This is a genomic window from Paenibacillus sp. JNUCC 34 (genome assembly GCF_058269055.1).
This window is the reverse complement of sequence record NZ_CM177770.1, coordinates 1072899-1090334: the sequence shown is the minus strand read 5'-3', so window position 1 is coordinate 1090334 and position 17436 is coordinate 1072899. Positions and strand designations below refer to the sequence as shown.

Annotated in this window: 17 protein-coding genes and 1 riboswitch; of the genes, 4 read left to right on the top strand and 13 right to left on the bottom strand. The window is 42.0% G+C overall.

Annotation, left to right across the window (positions count from 1 at the left end; all coding sequences use genetic code 11):
- Position 1 precedes the first annotated feature (1 nt).
- Entirely contained in the window at positions 2 to 1174 is a 1173-nt protein-coding gene (locus AC2TF5_RS04965; protein WP_491301122.1) for a response regulator, read from the bottom strand.
- Positions 1175 to 1927: 753 nt separating this feature from the next.
- Here AC2TF5_RS04965 and ybaK point away from each other — a divergent pair.
- Complete coding sequence (gene ybaK / locus AC2TF5_RS04960; protein ID WP_491301121.1) at positions 1928 to 2398, top strand: Cys-tRNA(Pro) deacylase; 471 nt, start codon at positions 1928 to 1930, stop codon at positions 2396 to 2398.
- Positions 2399 to 2511: 113 nt separating this feature from the next.
- Here ybaK and cobS read toward each other — a convergent pair whose 3' ends face one another.
- The 9 genes from cobS to AC2TF5_RS04915 form a co-directional block, all read right to left on the bottom strand.
- Positions 2512 to 3321, bottom strand: a complete 810-nt coding sequence (gene cobS / locus AC2TF5_RS04955) for an adenosylcobinamide-GDP ribazoletransferase (protein ID WP_491301120.1) — start codon at positions 3319 to 3321, stop codon at positions 2512 to 2514.
- Positions 3318 to 3884 (bottom strand): bifunctional adenosylcobinamide kinase/adenosylcobinamide-phosphate guanylyltransferase, encoded by a 567-nt coding sequence (cobU, locus tag AC2TF5_RS04950; protein WP_491301119.1) that lies wholly within the window; start codon positions 3882 to 3884, stop codon positions 3318 to 3320. Before cobU ends, cobS begins: the two co-directional genes overlap by 4 nt.
- The gene (gene cobT, locus AC2TF5_RS04945; RefSeq protein WP_491301118.1) at positions 3881 to 4951 is read right to left on the bottom strand and encodes a nicotinate-nucleotide--dimethylbenzimidazole phosphoribosyltransferase; all 1071 of its coding nucleotides are present in this window, start codon (positions 4949 to 4951) and stop codon (positions 3881 to 3883) included. The genes cobU and cobT overlap by 4 nt, the downstream gene beginning before the upstream one ends.
- Positions 4952 to 4989: 38 nt before the next feature.
- On the bottom strand, positions 4990 to 5997 hold the full coding sequence (locus tag AC2TF5_RS04940) for an ABC transporter substrate-binding protein (protein WP_491301117.1): 1008 nt from the start codon (positions 5995 to 5997) through the stop codon (positions 4990 to 4992).
- 237 nt (positions 5998 to 6234) lie between these two features.
- A riboswitch (cobalamin riboswitch) is annotated at positions 6235 to 6445 on the bottom strand.
- Between the two features lie 91 nt (positions 6446 to 6536).
- The gene (locus AC2TF5_RS04935; RefSeq protein ID WP_491301116.1) at positions 6537 to 7127 is read right to left on the bottom strand and encodes a histidine phosphatase family protein; all 591 of its coding nucleotides are present in this window, start codon (positions 7125 to 7127) and stop codon (positions 6537 to 6539) included.
- The gene (cbiB, locus tag AC2TF5_RS04930; protein WP_491301115.1) at positions 7118 to 8095 is read right to left on the bottom strand and encodes an adenosylcobinamide-phosphate synthase CbiB; all 978 of its coding nucleotides are present in this window, start codon (positions 8093 to 8095) and stop codon (positions 7118 to 7120) included. Before cbiB ends, AC2TF5_RS04935 begins: the two co-directional genes overlap by 10 nt.
- Positions 8092 to 8814 (bottom strand): adenosylcobinamide amidohydrolase, encoded by a 723-nt coding sequence (locus AC2TF5_RS04925; RefSeq protein WP_491301114.1) that lies wholly within the window; start codon positions 8812 to 8814, stop codon positions 8092 to 8094. The genes cbiB and AC2TF5_RS04925 overlap by 4 nt, the downstream gene beginning before the upstream one ends.
- 16 nt (positions 8815 to 8830) lie before the next feature.
- A complete protein-coding gene (gene cobD, locus AC2TF5_RS04920; RefSeq protein ID WP_491301113.1) occupies positions 8831 to 9922 on the bottom strand; it encodes a threonine-phosphate decarboxylase CobD in 1092 nt (363 codons plus the stop codon).
- A gap of 255 nt (positions 9923 to 10177) precedes the next feature.
- Positions 10178 to 10546: a hypothetical protein gene (locus AC2TF5_RS04915; RefSeq protein ID WP_491301112.1), complete on the bottom strand. Its 369-nt coding sequence runs from the start codon at positions 10544 to 10546 to the stop codon at positions 10178 to 10180.
- Positions 10547 to 10755: 209 nt separating this feature from the next.
- Between AC2TF5_RS04915 and AC2TF5_RS04910 the strand changes: the two genes are divergently transcribed.
- Positions 10756 to 13767: an insulinase family protein gene (locus tag AC2TF5_RS04910; protein ID WP_491301111.1), complete on the top strand. Its 3012-nt coding sequence runs from the start codon at positions 10756 to 10758 to the stop codon at positions 13765 to 13767.
- A 199-nt stretch (positions 13768 to 13966) separates the two neighbouring features.
- Here AC2TF5_RS04910 and AC2TF5_RS04905 read toward each other — a convergent pair whose 3' ends face one another.
- Positions 13967 to 14422: an ASCH domain-containing protein gene (locus AC2TF5_RS04905; protein WP_491301110.1), complete on the bottom strand. Its 456-nt coding sequence runs from the start codon at positions 14420 to 14422 to the stop codon at positions 13967 to 13969.
- Between the two features lie 118 nt (positions 14423 to 14540).
- Here AC2TF5_RS04905 and AC2TF5_RS04900 point away from each other — a divergent pair, with 118 nt between their 5' ends.
- The gene (locus AC2TF5_RS04900; RefSeq protein WP_491301109.1) at positions 14541 to 14753 is read left to right on the top strand and encodes a hypothetical protein; all 213 of its coding nucleotides are present in this window, start codon (positions 14541 to 14543) and stop codon (positions 14751 to 14753) included.
- Between the two features lie 179 nt (positions 14754 to 14932).
- The gene (locus AC2TF5_RS04895) at positions 14933 to 15199 is read left to right on the top strand and encodes a hypothetical protein (RefSeq protein ID WP_491301108.1); all 267 of its coding nucleotides are present in this window, start codon (positions 14933 to 14935) and stop codon (positions 15197 to 15199) included.
- Between the two features lie 426 nt (positions 15200 to 15625).
- Here the strand turns inward: AC2TF5_RS04895 and AC2TF5_RS04890 are convergent, their stop codons facing one another.
- Positions 15626 to 15919 carry a hypothetical protein gene (locus AC2TF5_RS04890; RefSeq protein WP_491301107.1) on the bottom strand — a complete coding sequence of 98 codons (294 nt, stop codon included), beginning with the start codon at positions 15917 to 15919 and terminating at the stop codon, positions 15626 to 15628.
- Between the two features lie 13 nt (positions 15920 to 15932).
- Positions 15933 to 17171, bottom strand: a complete 1239-nt coding sequence (locus AC2TF5_RS04885; protein WP_491301106.1) for a WXG100 family type VII secretion target — start codon at positions 17169 to 17171, stop codon at positions 15933 to 15935.
- Between the last annotated feature and the right edge of the window lie 265 nt (positions 17172 to 17436).

The following is a 17436-nucleotide window of genomic DNA, read 5'->3' as shown; positions in this document are numbered from 1 at the left end:
GTTACTTTCGTCCTATCTTCAGGTTTAATGTTTGCATGTTATTGTTCCAATGTTCGTACCAGTCCGTTAACTCTTTACTGGGAGGGACGTCAAATTCCTCTTTAAATTTGTTCGAGATGAGTTGGAATTGTTTCCGGACTTCGGCCTGATGGTTCAATGATGCATGTACCTTCATTAATCCAAAATAGCCCTCTTCCATATCAGGTACTTTTTCCTTCATTTCTTGATACAGCAGTATTGCTTCCGTATATTGACCTTGCGATGTGTAGCATTCTGCAATTTGCTTCACATGGTCCAGCCAAATCAAACGGATTCGGTCTTGCTCGTACTCCGCCCACAAATAGCGGTGCTCTTCCAGAAAATCTCCTGTGTAACGTGCTTTTATGGATAAGTGATTGTCAAGCGTAGCAGGAGTAACCTCAGCAGCTTGACGCACTTCGTTCTCCCAATCATCCACATCCAGCCTCAACGATCCCCAGACCATTCGGTAGCCTTCATCTTTATATTTAATCTCCAGATCAAGTCCGGCAGCCTTAATAATTTTCCGAATTTGGTAAATCGCTGTATACAACTGAGCTGTTGCTCTTTCAGCATCGTACCCTGGCCACAACAAATCAATCAGCATTTGCTTGCTCACCGTTTTATTTCGATAATACACAAGGTACGCAAATAATTCGGGGGCCTTTAATGTTTTCCAGGGAAAAAATCGGGCATTTCCTAATGTATCGATATAATGCAGGCTTTGCAAACAACAGAGTGTGAGCGGAGCTGCATCCTTCGGTATTGGCTTACTTGTCACGTTGGATTCAACAGCGCGCTTCAATGTCGTTGCCAGTCTGGTCTGGTGTACCGGTTTTAGCAAATAATCGAGTGCGTTCATCTCAAAAGCTTTTACAGCGTATTCTTGATAAGCCGTAACGAAAATAATCCGAATATGCGGTTGAATCTGCTGAAACCTTTCAGCCAGTTCAAATCCGTCAATCTCCGGCATCTGCACATCCAGAAATGCAATATCCACCTTTTCCTGCTGAGCCAATTCTAAAGCTTGGTATGGATCATTAAAAATCCCGACCAACTCAACCTTAACATCCAATTCGGATTGCTCTACTAACAGCTTTTCCATCTTTTTCAGAGCCAGCCACTCATCGTCTACAACGATCGCCTTCAGGTCCATTTTCCCTCGTTGGCCTCCGTTTCTTCTATGGTTTAATTCTATATTACCAAGAAAAGGGGCCCAAATGTTCCGAAGTTTGAACATAGGGATCATTGTTGTTTCACTTGCCCTCCTTACGGTTTCGAGTGTCATGACACTATCAATCCTTTATCAATGAGCAGCTATCAAAATTGTCCATAGTCATACAACCCCGGCGTACCAAAGCGAAGATCGTATTTGTTGTACAATACCATTCTGGGGTGACTTGCCCGTGCCAATTCTCTCCTATGGATGACGCCCCTTCAAATGTCCAAAGGCCACCCTTACATCTAATAAGCCGTCCACCATTATGTTCTGCATGCTCAAGAGCTTCCTGTTGTTTAATAGATAACTTCATATTCATATTGTAAGTCTCACCACTCAAATCTTTTGTAAAATGTCTATGCGAGAAAGCATATCATTTCAATTAAATCATACGCTTCTGAATATTTTTTGAATATTCTGAGATATTCATGGAAAACACACGAAACCCCTCCAACCGAAGTTAGAGGGGCTTCACTATATAAAGAAAATGTATAAGGGGTACTTTTATAATAAGTTGCGAATCTTAATGGAGGATTAAATTTATATTAAGGGCACATAAATCTTTTGCGTTATTGCGCAGCTGTCTTCATTGAAGGCTTTATGGTACCGTAGTAAAATAAGTATTTATAGAAATAGACTGTTTATTCATGATTACGAGGAATATTTATATAATCTGTAAGGTGGTTGAGTATGGAATATAAAACAAATGTAATGAGAATTTTAGATAAAATGATAGTGAAATACAAAAGTCATAGCTACGTAAATACAGATGCCATTAGCGGCATTGATGTGGCCGATGCTTTAAATCAGAATCCTGATCAGGTGTTTAAAACACTTGTAACGATAGGGAAATCTAAGAAATATTATGTTTTTCTTATTCCTGTTGCCAATGAACTGGATTTGAAAAGAGCGGCTAATAGTGTTAACGAAAAATCAATTGAAATGTTAAAAACGAAAGATCTATTAGCTATTACAGGATATATACACGGAGGATGTTCACCCATTGGCATGAAAAAAAATTTTATTACTACAATTGATGATTCAGCAACTAATTTTGAAACAATCATATTTAGTGCTGGAAAGATTGGATACCAGGTCGAGATGAATCTTGAAGAATTGAAAAAAGTTATCCCGTTTAATTTATCAAATATTGTTATTTAATCCGTTTTTAAAAGTTATAGGAATAAGTATGCTTCAAATTAAATAGGCGACAGTTCGTTCGATTTTGAACGAAAGGTCGCCTTCACTTGATACTTTTCACTTCGATTCTTTTATCACATATGATTGTGTAACAGCACTAGCATAAGCAAAGCTACCACTTCAAGTAACTCATTAAGAGCTCCGTAGGTATCCCCGGTTAATCCTCCTAATGTAGCATTCAATCTCCGTGCCAGCCACGTCCCTGCACCCCAAGCTGCCAGAGGAAGCGTAATGAAACCAAGCAGCGCTATCATCAACGAATGGTTGTCCATATAGATCAACGGTGCTATTAATGCGGCAACTCCTGACAACACGATCGCAATTAGTAACGCTGCCCTTATCTGCCCTTTATCTAAACCATGAAACTTCCCAGCCAATCCATCCTTACCACGAGCCATCGGCCATGTAGCCATCGCATGAACCATGAACCAGCGACTCCAAATCAAAGGAAGGAGTAAGAGACCTAAGTCGTTGAGGCCATTCATTAGCAGTGAATAGATTAAAGAGAGCTTCAACATAAGAAGCAGCGTGCTTGCTAACACACCCATAGCTCCTACGCGGCTATCCTTCATGATGTCTAACATCTGTTCACGTGAACGGTAGCTCAAAATGCCATCCGCCGTATCCATCCAACCATCCAAATGAAGTCCTCCTGTGAGCCCAACCCATAAGATGAGGGTCAACACTGCTGCTGGTAGTGGTGGTAGTAAATACGCAAATCCTGCAGCACCTCCCCATACAACCAGTCCAATAGCAGCTCCTACAAACGGATAAAACTTCACACTTTGACGAAACAGTGTTGGCGAGTAATCAATATTGGCATTCACAGGAAAGCGTGATAGAAATTGAAAAGCGGCCGCAGCCGCTTGTCCCCATTTCGTCATAGTTTGTACTCCATACTCTTCAACTCAACAGGAATGCCTGCGGTGACCAGGAAAACCTCAGAACTGCTTCTGGAGACTGCCTGATTCATATACCCAGCCAAATCGCGATACATTCTGCCAAGAGGATATTCTGGTACAATACCACTGCCAACCTCATTAGTTACCATGATTAAATATCCAGGGTATTGCTGTGCTTGCTCTACAAGACAAAGAATTTCAGCTTTTACCTTCTCTTGCATATCCTCCTGTCCTTCATAGGATAGAAGAATATTAGATAGCCATATCGTAAGGCAGTCCACTAGAACCGTAGGAGCATCATCACCCTGACTGTTCTCACGCATATCACTCAGGAGCTTCACGAGTTGAAACGGTTCTTCTACATTTCGCCAGGAATAGTTCGCTTGACTGCGCTGAAGCTTATGAAGAGCAATTCGCTCCTTCATCTCATCATCGAAAGCTTGAGCCGTAGCGACATATATGGCTTCCTGTGACTTCGACATACATAACCTCTCAGCAAAGCTGCTTTTCCCGCTTCTTGCCCCGCCTGTGACGAGTATGATCATTTCGTCTGCTCCTTGGTTTCACCTGAGACACCCGCACTTTCGAAGGTTGCCATTTCACTGACAATCCGACACGCTGCATCCACAAGATGTAGACACAATACCCCACCTGTACCTTCACCAATACGAAGGTCTAATTCCAATGCAGGACGAAGATTCAATTCTTGTAATAGCTGCCGATGTCCTTGTTCATGAGAAACATGCGACACAATCATGTAATCAGCAGATGTTGGACAGATCGCTTTGGCAAGCAACGCCGCTGCGCTAGAAATAAATCCATCGATTATAACCGGACAACCGTTTACTGCTGATCCAAGAATTACACCTACTAAACCACCAATTTCAAGACCGCCTACCTTAGCTAGTACATCTATAGGATCAAGCGCGTCAGGAGCATTGACCTTCAACGCTTGTTCAACAACGGCAATCTTATGCTGTAGACGAGAATCGTCAATTCCTGTCCCTCTTCCAACCGCATCGCTGACCTGAATATTAGAGAGTGCACAGGTCACCGCTGAGCTTGCCGTCGTGTTTCCAATCCCCATTTCGCCAGTTATAAATAGTTGAACGCCACGTTTGACAGCATCTTCAACTACCTTCACACCAACAAGAATGGACTGAATCGCTTCTTCATGAGTCATTGCAGGACCTTGTGCCATATTAGCTGTACCATACCGAATTTTACGCGATAGGAGATCGGGATGGGACAATTCACTATTCACTCCGATATCCACACATACAACTTCTGCACCTGCCTGTCTGGCAAGAACGTTAACAGCTGCACCACCCGCAAGAAAATTATGAATCATTTGAGGTGTAACTTCTTGTGGAAAAGCACTTACGCCCTCTTCACATACACCATGATCGCCTGCCATAACAATAACTTCTCTACGGTCAAAAGAAGGCTTTACTACTCCAGTAATCCCAGCAAGCTGTAGTGCCATTGCCTCCAATTTACCCAAGCTTCCCGGAGGGATAGTAAGGTTACTTATATGTGATTTTGCAGCCTGAATCGCAGCTTGATCAAGACCGCGAATTTCTCCGATACGTTCCATGATTCCTTGTTTCATACATCATTTCTCCTTTAGTTGCTCTTAGTTGTGACTACTTATGGCTTCAACAGCTCAGGATAGATCGCTTTTGCTATTTCTTTGAGACCTTCTGTCACACGTGGACCGGGACGACTAACCAGGTTATCGTCTAATCCATAGACAGCATCATTCTTAACAGCTGTTATTTGATCCCACCCACTACGTGCTTTAATCATTTGGTCTAACGTTTTCTGTGTTTTGTCATCAATAACATTCTTTGAGAACAGAATCACATCAGGATTATCTTTAATGATTTTCTCTTCACTGATTTCATACCATCCCGCTGTATCAGCAGCAACGTTAACTCCACCAGCTAGAGTGATTAATTCATCCATAAACTCACCACTACCTACCGTCCAACCAGGGGAAAACTCGATATATATTTTCTTTTTCTGTTCAGGTGTAAGTGATTTAACCGCTTCTGTTACTTCATTCTGCTCTTGTTTCATTTTGTCTATAACCGTTTTTGCTTCTTCTTGGTGATCCGTTATTTGTCCAAACAATTCAATATTTGCAATAACATCATTCACCGTTTTCGGATCTGTCTTGAAGATAGTGATACCTAGATCACGCAAATGCTGTGCAGCTTCTGCACTCATAGAGATACCTGTTACTACGAGGTCAGGTTGTGCTGCGATAATTGCTTCCTCGTTAGGATTGTACAAACCACCCATTTTCGGCTTGGTTGTTGCTGCTTCCGGATAATCATCATAGTCAGAAACACCGATAATCTGCTCATCTAACCCTAGCGAAAACAAGCTTTCTGTCTCTGCAGGCGAGATGGATATAATCTTCTTTGGCGCCTCTTTAAATGTAAGAGTCTCACCTGTAGCATCCTTTACAGTTAGAGGATACTCTGTTTTCAGTACACTTGTCTCTTCAGCGGGGGGATTCACTTGTTCTGTTGCTGCCGGTGCTGGTTCTGTCTCTTGTTTCGGTTCATTATTGCTTCCGCAAGCTGCGAGCGCTAGTACCAGAATGATCGTTATAGCACCCGTAGTCCAACTCTTCCACATTTGTTTCATTGTGATTTCTCTCCTCTATCTTCGTTTTCATGTTCTGCGAGATGCTCCCCTTGTTATTTCAATAAATGATCTCAACGATAGTCTGTGCAACAAAAAAAACCTGATCTTCTTTTACAAGAAAGAATCAGGGATTACGTCATACGGGGTTCATAGTAATTGCCATGAGTCCCGCGGCTATGTACCGGGTTAAAATCGCAGTACTTCCACAAGCCAAACGTAATCCTTTCCTCGAAGGACCGTCGTACTACTCATAAGGCAGGTCTCCTGACTCACAGGTTCGCTAATATTCTCACCTTCCCATTCTGCTTGTTGCAAAACAGTGGTAAATCGAGAACATCCCTGTTCACAGTGGCGGGACCGTGCCGGAATTGCACCGGCTTCCCCATTAACTAGGCAATAAAAGCACATATTTGTGCTTCTAATCTAGACCTCACAAGTTTTTATATTCATTTAGATACAAGTATTACCTCTCAATTTAAAATTATAAGTTAGATAAGGACACCTTACAACCCCTTAAAAACAGTGCTCTAATGGCTCACTCACAAGTGTCCAATCCATTTGCCCTTATCACATGTCAACTTCAACGTTAACAAGCTCCCCGGATCTGCAGAGAAATCCCAGAACGTCGAACCTGGAATGGTCATAGTCGCTAGTTGTCTTATCACTCCACCATGAGTCACCATTAGCACCTGGTTATCCTTACTTCCATCTTTCACCCAATAGGTCAGGCTGTTCATAAAGTCTGCCAGCCTCCCCTGAAAATGCTCCCAGGCTTCACCTCCTGGAGGAGTCACGGATTGAGGATTGTCCAGCCATTCCCGGTAGATCCTAGAATGCTTTAACTGATCGTATGTCTTCCCCTCCCAATCTCCAAAATCCATTTCTCGTAAACGGTTATCGAAGACTACGCTATCTGTTGAAGCAGAATAAATCCAATCGAGCGTTTCCCTGCATCTCTTTAAGTCACTACAGAATACCTTATGAAACGTTCTTCCTTCAAGGGCATTTTTCACAGGCAAAAGCTCCTTCAATGACTCTTGGAGAATTCCTATATCTGTATGACCTAAATATCGTTTATCCTTATTCCACTGCGTTTTCCCATGACGAATACATATGAGCTTTAACTCCATAATGTACCACCTATACTCCATATGGCAAGTATGCTCAGGAGCAGAAATAATAACGATGCAGCCAGCATTAATCTAATGGTTGACTGAATATCCCCCTTATCCATCGGACGGGAATATTCGCCCATATATGCACGAAAAGATACCACACCGTTATAGGCGTTCTCACCTCCGAGCCGAATTCCTAAAGCTCCAGCTACAGCTGATTCAGGAAATCCACTGTTGGGACTTGGATGGAGATGGGCATCGTGTCTTATGGTACGATAAGATTTTTTGTAATCCAGACGCATGATCCAACTGCTAACGATCAGTAATAGAGCTGTTATTCGTGCTGGAATGAAGTTAGCAATATCATCCAAACGGGCCGAAGCCCACCCCAGGTTAATATATTTATCATTCTTGTACCCAACCATAGAATCTAGGGTATTCACAGCCCGATAAGCCATTGCAAGTGGAGCTCCTCCAATAAGTGCGTAGAATAGCGGAGACACTATGGCATCAACAATATTTTCTGCGACCGTCTCAACCGTACCACGAACAACCTCAGGCTCGTCTAAGTGCGCTGTATCACGTCCAACAATCATTCCTAGTGCTTGCCGAGCAGCAGGTAAATCCCCACGGTTAAGATGATTGTACACTTCCATACCCGCATCCTTAAGCCCTTTCGTAGCAATGGTCGTAGCGATTAATATGACCTCCGCTCCCGTTGCAAGCCATGGATGAATCATATAAAGTCCTCTCAACAATACCCAGGTTATAAGCAGCGAACCTCCCACGATAATAACCGGGAGTAGAATTCCGGCCTTTTTCAGTTGGTCCGGTTGAATGACATGACTACGAATCCTCTTCTCTAACCGTTTGATCGAATTTCCCATACTTATCACAGGGTGAGGAAGCCAGCGCGGGTCTCCAATGATGAGATCCAATAGGTATGCAGCGCATATTATGAATATTGTTGCCCACTCCATCATGATGGATTCACTCCCGCAGCCTTCAAGCTTTCTTTTACCGTTCCATAAACCACCCGCCCAATCGCAGCTCCCAGATCCGTTGCCGTTCCACAATATCGATGTTCAGTAGAATAGGAAGCGGATTGACTGACTCCTAACACGATAGCATCCGTTGTGGTTCCTGTAGCGATCAATCCATTCTCTGCATCACGAATTCCCAGATCAGCCAGAGCAGCTACCTTCGCTTCTACAGCGGTTGTAACAGCATTCACCATCGCTGCTTGAGTCATTCTAGCATCAATGATGAGCATGATATTAATCGTACCCGGTTGATAAACTGGATATGTAGTCCGCTCAGATCCAGCACGTGCGCCGTTCGATACTCCCGCCGTAGTACAACAGAATAGGGAAGCGTCTTCCCCGGTTTCTTCAAGAACAGCAGCATGTTTGAGCCGAACAGCTGTCAATAATCCTGCCGTAGATTGCTGTGTATAGCCCCACTCTTGGAACAGCTTCTCCACATCTTTTTCCGGATGATTGCAATCATAGAACCGATCTACATAAATATTGGCTACCCGATCGATCCTCCCCATACCTCCGCCGTATATAGCGCTGCTAAGACAATCCATATGGACAGGGGATTGGAGCAGCAAATGACATTCATGCCGTGTAAGCGTTAGACCGGGCCAAGCCTTAGATTTATAAAGCGTACTGTCTCCATTTAAAAAAGGTGTTGTCATCTTTAAACTCCTATTCTCATCCTAAACTCTCTATCACACTCTGTATCTCCGTTAGAAATACTTGATTTGCTTCCGAGCCTTTAACTGCGATCCGAATATGTCCTTGTCCCAGTCCAGGATACATCGCACAACTTCGAATTAATATCCCCCGGATTCCAAGTTCCCGCTGCATATCTATCGCACGCCATGGATCAGGAAGTCTTACTAATAAGAAATTCGCTTCCCCCGGACTTACCTCACATCCTAATCTTCGAAGCCCTTGGACCAGCACTTCACGCTCCTTCGTTATTAGTTCCATGGTGTTTCGCTCGAATTCTTTATCACAATCAAGTGCCGCCTCACCCGCTAACAATGCCAATCCATTCACACTCCAAGTTACCTGCTTTCTTGTCATGGATTTGATGACATCTGGATGTGCCAAGGTGTAGCCCAATCGCAGACCTGGTATGGCATAAAACTTCGTCATAGACCGTACTAGCAGCGTACGGGGATACTTTTCGAGCTGCGTCAATAATGACGCTTGCTGTTGTTCTGGAATGAAATCAATAAAAGCTTCATCTACAACGAGATAGGTCTGCGATTGCTCAGCCAACTCAGCTAATATATGCAGCTCTTGAAGAGTATACTGTACACCATTCGGATTGTTCGGCTGTCCAATAAACACCAGGTTCACCTGTTGTATCAATTCGCCAATGTCCTCGATCGTTGCTTTCCAATCCTTGTTTTGTCTACCGCGTACCGAATGCACTTCTATATCAAATTGTTCTGATAACTGGCGGTACTCCGAGAAACAGGGTTCAATAATGCCTACCTTCTGTGGGTGAAGCCCGAGTAGAATAAGGGACATACACTCTGCCGCACCATTCCCTACACAGATGTTATCTTCGTTAACTCTCAGCTTACGACCAAGGATATGTTTAAATTGCCGATGGCCTGGATCAGGATAACGAATGATTGACGATAGAGCCAGCTCCAATTGCTTTAGTACTTGCCCAGGTGGACCAAGAGGATTTATGTTAGCACTGAAATCTAGAAATACACTCTCTTCAATTCCATATGCCTTTGCAGCACTTTCCAAATCTCCTCCATGTCCGTAACGCTCTAACATACCGATTACTCCTCTGCCTAAAATTATTCAATGGTTCCATTATTGCGTGGATTCTTCGAATGCGTCAATTCATAAGTATATTTTGTTGCATAAAAAAGGCTTCTAAATTGTCCATTTTAACGATCGCCCATAAGCGATGTTAAATCATCAAATGTCGATTTTGAATAATAACCCACGGAATGCTCTGTTAATCGCTTCATTGCCCCTATTTACAATACTTATTTTGGTAGCCCAATTTATCTAGGTCAAGTGTCACTAATCAATCGCAGACATAATATGAATTAGCTCAAGACGAAAGGAGAAAATCAATGAGTCAAGAAAACTATAGCGTTCAAGAAACTCAACAAAGGGATCCCCAATCCCATCAACATTACGGACATGAGGGTATGCATCATCATCATCCTCATCACCATCCCCATATTCATCCATATAGTCACCCACAAGGTGCCCATTATATCCATCATCATCACCACCATCATTATCACCACATGATGAGAGAACAATCACAATAATATTAGAATAGGATAACAAAAATGTAAGGCGAGAATGACACCCACAGTCATATGTTGCATGAATGCAGCCGTGGGTATCATTCTCGCCTTTTCTATGCTTACATCCTATCACAAATCACCTATAACAGAAGAAGCACCCGAATCTGAGACATTTGGTTGCTTTTTTCACGGATCTTTCCTAGTTACGCTTCTGCCTTGGTCTCCATATAAACTTTTAAGAAAACTTTAGATTTATTTTCGAAATACTTAAACACTATGTCCTATATTTACACTATCAGTTCAAAAGTCTAAATAAATTTATCGAAAGTTAGGAGAATCACCATGAAGTTCATTCTGAAATCGATCGTTAGTAAACGTAGCTGCGTTATACTGCTATCAGCTAGCCTAGCTCTGTCAGCTTCAACTTCTGCCTTGGCAGCAGTTAATGAAGGAGCACCAAATGCTGTTTCTGCGGCAGTAGCTCCATCTACTCCGACATTTGACCATACAATTGCAGGAATTAATGTAACCAAGTATGGCTTTACACTTGTGAAGAAACAGCAGCTAAGTGATAGACAGCAAACAGCGTATTTATTAAAGCATAGCTCAGGTGCACAGGTGCTTTATTTAGATAACAACAGCAAGGACATGTCCTTTGCCATCGGATTCAAAACACCGGCCAAGGATGACAAGGGAGCGAACCACGTACTAGAGCATGCGCTTCTTTGCGGCTCAGAGAAGTACCCATCGCGCAATATCCAGAACTACCTCCGTGGCAATTCAGTTGCCAGCTTGCTAAATGCCATTACGTCAGATGATTACACGATGTATCCTATAACGACGAGAAATCAGAAGGATTTTGAGAATCTGACCGATGTGTATTTGAATGCTGTAATGAAACCTATGCTTCTGCATGAGAAGAACATTTTTCTTCAGCAAGGCGTACGCAAAGAAATCAAGAATGGACAGGTTCAATATAACGGAATCGTTTACAACGAGATGAAAGGAAAAATCAATGGGGGTGGTGACACAGGCCAATTCCTGATGGAACAGCTTTATGACAGCCTTTATGGCGGAAACTCCCTCAACTTTACGAGCGGAGGAACGATTGAAGGATTAGAGCAGCTCACTTATAACGATGTGCTTGAGGTCTATCGCCAATACTATAAGCCTTCTAATTCGCTCATTTACCTTTCAGGCAACCAGGATCTGAATTGGTCACTTGGCACCATTCACTCTTATCTGTCCAAATATAAACCAGAGTCAGAGTTCAAAAAAGATATCCGCTCTAACGCCGTACCAAATACACCTTCAGGAACGGTCTATATAGCCCTGCCGGGAGAGAAGAAATCTGATACATACGGTGTCGGTCTGCTGTTTGCTGGACCTTCCATGAAAGATCCAAAGGAAGTCGCTGCAATGGATATTATATCAAGTTTAGCTAATAAGAAAGTATCGAAAGCCTATCCAAGCCTGCTAACCGTCAGTGGGAATGAGGGTGGAATATTTACACAGGGAATTCTTTTTCCAGATGTAGTGGCTGCTGAGAAGGAGCAAGTCATCACGAATTATATGCAGACGCTGAAAAGCTTCACTGAGCACGGCTTTAACCGTGAAGAGCTCAATGCGCAAATCGACCAAAGTATTGAATATTTAAGTTATAGCGGAGATTTAGGCAATATCAGCAATGCAATGGATGGCTTTACATATGCCGATAATCCATTACTTTATCTGGACAAAGCTGCTTACTATACCGAGCTTATGAAACCAGAGGCAGAAAGCTATCTGCAAAATATCGTCAAACGCTATTTCCTTGATAATCCGCATAAAAGTACAGTTATAGCCGGAGACAACAACCAGAACAAGCCTTCTGCTAAGAAGCCTGCCCCTGAGAAACAATACAGTAAAGCTGAGCTGGCAGCCATTCAGCAGCAATCGGAGGCTTTTGAGAAATGGTTGGCTACGCCTGAATCTACCGAAGTCTTACAAGCAAATCCCAAACTCGAGCTCGAGGATTTCAAGCAGTCTTCACTCGACTTCAATGTTACGAAAGAGGTCATCGATCAAATTGTTTATACACATACCAACTTGGATATGAATGGGGAGTTCACTATCTCCTTAGGATTTGATCAATCTATTCTGGATGCTTCACAGGCGATGGAAGCCAAATTGCTGACAGATGTCTATAATCAGGTTCTTCAGGAACGAAACATCAACGGAATCAGCTTCTTCACCATCACCTATGGCAAGTATAATGATAACTCACAGTATCATCCTACACTAAATGTCATGATTCATGGCAAGGAAGCTGAACTCGGAGCTCTATTGAAACAATTAGCAGCGGTCTTAAGCGATTCAAGCATTCTTGACTCGAGCAAGCTGGGAGATCACCTGACAGAAATTGAGCAAAATGTACACTACAATGTGGTAGATGAAGCCTTCATATATGATTACGCCATATCTGACCAATCTGCAGCCAATCGGTATAACACCTTGGCCAACGGTCCCACTGGCAATGGCTCCTTGTCTTATTTGCGCTATCTGCAAGAAATCAACTCAAGCAAAGACAAGCAAAAAGCAGCCATGAAGAAACTCTCTACAATCCGAGACATGGTATTCAATCGCAATGGTTTAGTAATGGATGTGAATGGCAGCAATGCCTTCTACAAGCAAGCGAAAGAAGCGATACTGCCCGTACTAACTGAGTTAAGCAACAAAATTTATCCTAAGCCAGCAATCAAGCTGCCTACGGCTAATAATTCAACAGCTCTTGTCGACTCAAGCCGTACAGAGAATGTGGCAACTGTGATGCAGGCAGGCAATCTCTCGAACTCCAAGATTCCTTACTCAGGCAAGCTGAGAGTTCTGGCCAAATACTTGGAAACGTATTATGTGATGCCAGCAATGCGTGATATAGGCGCATACGGTGGAACAATGCTAATCGGTCAAGATAAAAGTGTGACGCTCACTGCTGCCCGAACCCCGGATATCGCAGCATCCATCCAAGTGTTTAACGGGCTCGGTAAATTTCTGCGTGAATCGAATCTGACCCAGCAGGAGCTAGATAGCATCATCATCAACACTGTGAATGAATTCGATTTATACAATAGTACAGAAGATGGCGGTATGCAAGGAATCGGTGCACAAATGTATTACGAGCAGTTTTCTAAAGCAGATCTAGAGCGGGAACGTCAGGAAATCCTCTCAACGACGTTAGAGGATTTGAAGGCTTATGCTCAACCCCTTGAACAATTGATCTCTGAGAAGAAGATTTTTATTCAGGGAAATCAAACTATGGTCGATCAGTCAGGTATCAAGTTCGAGAGCATAATCGATTTGGATAAAATGAAATAAGACAATACCAGGCTACTAAAGAATCGCTTCTTTTGCGTCCCTCCTCATTTTAAGATGCAACATTCGTCAGTGGTTTCACTCCTATATGCACATAACAAAACCAATGAAAAAAGAAGCTTCTCATAAGTTCAATGAACTTATGAGAAGCTTCTTATTAATGTGAGCATTTCATGAGCATTCGTTTTGAATGGCCATAGATTCATAACTGAGGCCCTTCCCAGTTCCACAAACCTTGCATACCCTTTGCTGGGATCGGCTTCAGCAGTTCTTGAATGTCTGTAAGCTCCCACGCGAAACGCCCGTCACGATAATCACCAAAGTAATATTCATGATCTCGACTAGCCCACATTCTAAACGTTCCATTTGTAGCTTTCAGCTCTATAGTCCTGTAATCAGGATTGTTATTTACCTTGTAACACTCTTCCAAATAACCAACTGCCACCACCACCCCAGTAGGAAGGGTATCCGCTGAGTATCCGTGCTTAGCTAATATTGAGCGGATGGGTTCTTTCAAGCAGGCTTCTCGATCAACCTTCTTGCCAGCATGGATCGCGAGTTCCCCGCGGTATTTTGTAGCCCAGCTGCGAGTTTCGAATTTCTTTTCACCGAGTGCGATCAGAGTCGCCCAGGGCTGATGAATAGTAATGCAGCGCATGAATTTCTCCTCCTTGTGTACGATACAACAAATGGTGAGTTATAGTTATGATTCACCTCCCATATGTTGGAACTATTTATTAGGTCTCTCGAATTTATTGCTAAAGGAGTCGATACGAATGTTTACGATACTATTTGGTGTTCCATTGATTGCTCTCAGCCTACATGTTATCAAAAATCCAGATTCCGACTGGTTGAGAATGTTATTCAGAATACCTGATGATGTTGAACAAAGTGATATCGACTTATCATTAATGAAATTACGCGGATTAATAGTGTTAATTGGTGGTGTAATAATTACCATGTTGGGAGTACAACAACTTTTTATTTAATAATATTATATTTTCAGCAAGACTACGATTCTTAGGGCTGGCTGTCGGCCATGTTGCCCAATATTTAGATATGCTTATTTTTGATTACTGAAGTCATGAATTATTAGCTTTTGGACAAACTGAATGTTGGCAACGCTAAAATTGCCATTTGTGTTTTTTAACAAAAGGAGGAATCAACGATGTCTAGTGCTAATGATCTTTCTATACAAAAGAAGATGGAGAATATTTTTAATAACACTTGTGGAACTTGGCAAAACTGTACGGAGTCAAACATCCAATCATTCTTAGAACAGTGCCAAGAACATAGTATAGACTCGCAATATTGTATGAGCTGGGTGGAACAACATAAATCACAAATACCTGACTGGCAAGTTGTTTCAAAAGTCTCTCTTGACTGGGTTAATCAGCATACTTCAACTGGATCTCCCATTTCGTTTACTGAATAGTATCTTCCTATATCAGTGGAGAGAATTTCTAGCTCTCCACTTCCATTACATATTTGTATCTACTGGCGTTCCGTAAAATGCCTGTAGTTAGTCAACCCCGGTCTACGTCGACCGGGGTGACTGCTTTATTGTAGGGATAGCTTACGCTCTCCGTCACCTTTTATTTGCTACTCAGCCACTTCCTTACATTTGAAAATTTTGCTGCTGAGCTTGCCCGATGTCATGACGATGCTGTTTGCAATCTCACAGCAGGTCACATCCCTGATCACGTTTTCGTTTAAACAATTCTGGGAAGTCGAGAGGCAGGTCTAGGAAAGAAGGACGCTCTAAAATATTGTATTGTTCCAGCTTGTCCCTACTGAATTTCAGCTACGTCCTCACTAGCATGTGCAGAGCCCTTTATCGGCAAGCGTTCTTACAAGAAAATCACGAATCTTGATTTCTATATACCGTTGAACCAATTTTAATTTCTTCAGGTGAAATCGCCTTACCTACACATATTCCGATATTCTTTTTATCAGCCATTGAAGTTGAAATCTGTATTGAACTTACTTGGAGTGGAATTTCACGATTATCCGTTCGTTTAACAAGTATTTTCTCACCTATCATTTTTTTTATCTCTGGATGAGTTAGTTGATCTAGTTCTTTGTCTGTACCGACCATAACAGTACCTTCCTCTTTTGATTCAAATACTAAACTGATAGTCATAATCTTCTCCATTAATTATCCCCCACTATCTTTCGTTAATATATAGTTCATCTCTGACATCACGTATTCGTAAATCAGCATTTTTCAGCCTTGCAATAGCATCTCGTAATAACGTCATTCTCTCCGTTGTTGTTAGATCAGGAGCAAATCTCGCAGCTCTTATACTAGCTTGAGCTTCATCTAAAGCATAATTCTTTTTAAAGGTTTCTGCATTAACATCATATAATTCAAAAGCCCTTCCTGCCTTGTAGGCTTCATAATGGCCAACAATTTCATGGGCAATAGTAGCTTTTCCTGTAACACGAGAATTAGCAGTTAATGTACCAATTCCTGTTTGCTCTGCTGGGAGCACGTCCGTATTGATAATGAACCTGTCGTACATCATCCCTGTATTCCATTCATCATAAAAACCAGGCCTAGATACTATAATGTTCTCCTCTGGAAAATTCAACGATTTAGTGTAATCCACTATTTCAGCTTTCTGTGTATCAGTTAGAGGAAGTTCATTTCGTAATCCTCCAGAGGATATCTGTCTTAATTCACTTGCTCCTTCATATTTAACGGATGAGCTCAATACATTTTTCGGCTTAATGAGAGAACCTGTTACACCACCTGTAACAAGTCCTGCTGCTCCTATCATGCTAGCAACATGCTCTGTAGACCAAGCTTTTGTAGGAAGAACAGCTTCTCTGATTGTTCCGTGTACTCCAAAGGTCATTCCATTAGCAAAGTCATTTGGAGATTCAAATAGCTTATCAGCCCTCTCAACATACCCATGGTAAGCACCTTTGGGTATACCTGCTGTCCAGTAATCCAAAAAACTCCACACCGAACTATATCGGTTTTCATACCTCTCGTTAGAAGCATTCATTATTCCGCTACCTAGCTCTTTCAAACTGTCAACAGATTTCTCAAATCCATTACGCGAGTCAATAGGAGGGGCGGGACAAGTATCGGGTGGAGGAGGTAAACAACTAGGATCAATGTTTCCTGTATCCAAGTAGTCCGCTAGTTTGAACTTATTCGCAATTTGGCTTAATTCAAGAGAAATTGATGAAGACAACGATACAAAGAACTCCATATTTTTCTTTGCAGCATGAAAGTCATAATAGAACCGCTGTTTAGTTGTACCCTCCCATAAAGATTCCATAAGCAATATTTGCTTAACTAGTTGGTCATTCATTTGTTCAATAAACTTACTAGATTTATCAAATTGAGCTGAGACTGCAAAAACTTGTTCAGGAGTTATTTTAATTGTCGTCATAAGATACCTCATAAATAGTATTACATATTATTCTACTATTATTTACCATACCTGTAACTGTGTCTTTAACATAAAAAGAGTACTGTTTTTCATTTTTAGTAAATGAAATCTCCCCCAGAAGGATGAACAATGGAGGAAGATATTTTTCGATATATTCGACGCAACTTGCCCCCTATAAAAAAAAGGGGTGAAAAGATGCCTTGAAGAACGATTTACAAAAGTTTACTGAAATAAATCCTGATAAACAAATTTTAATAACGTAAAA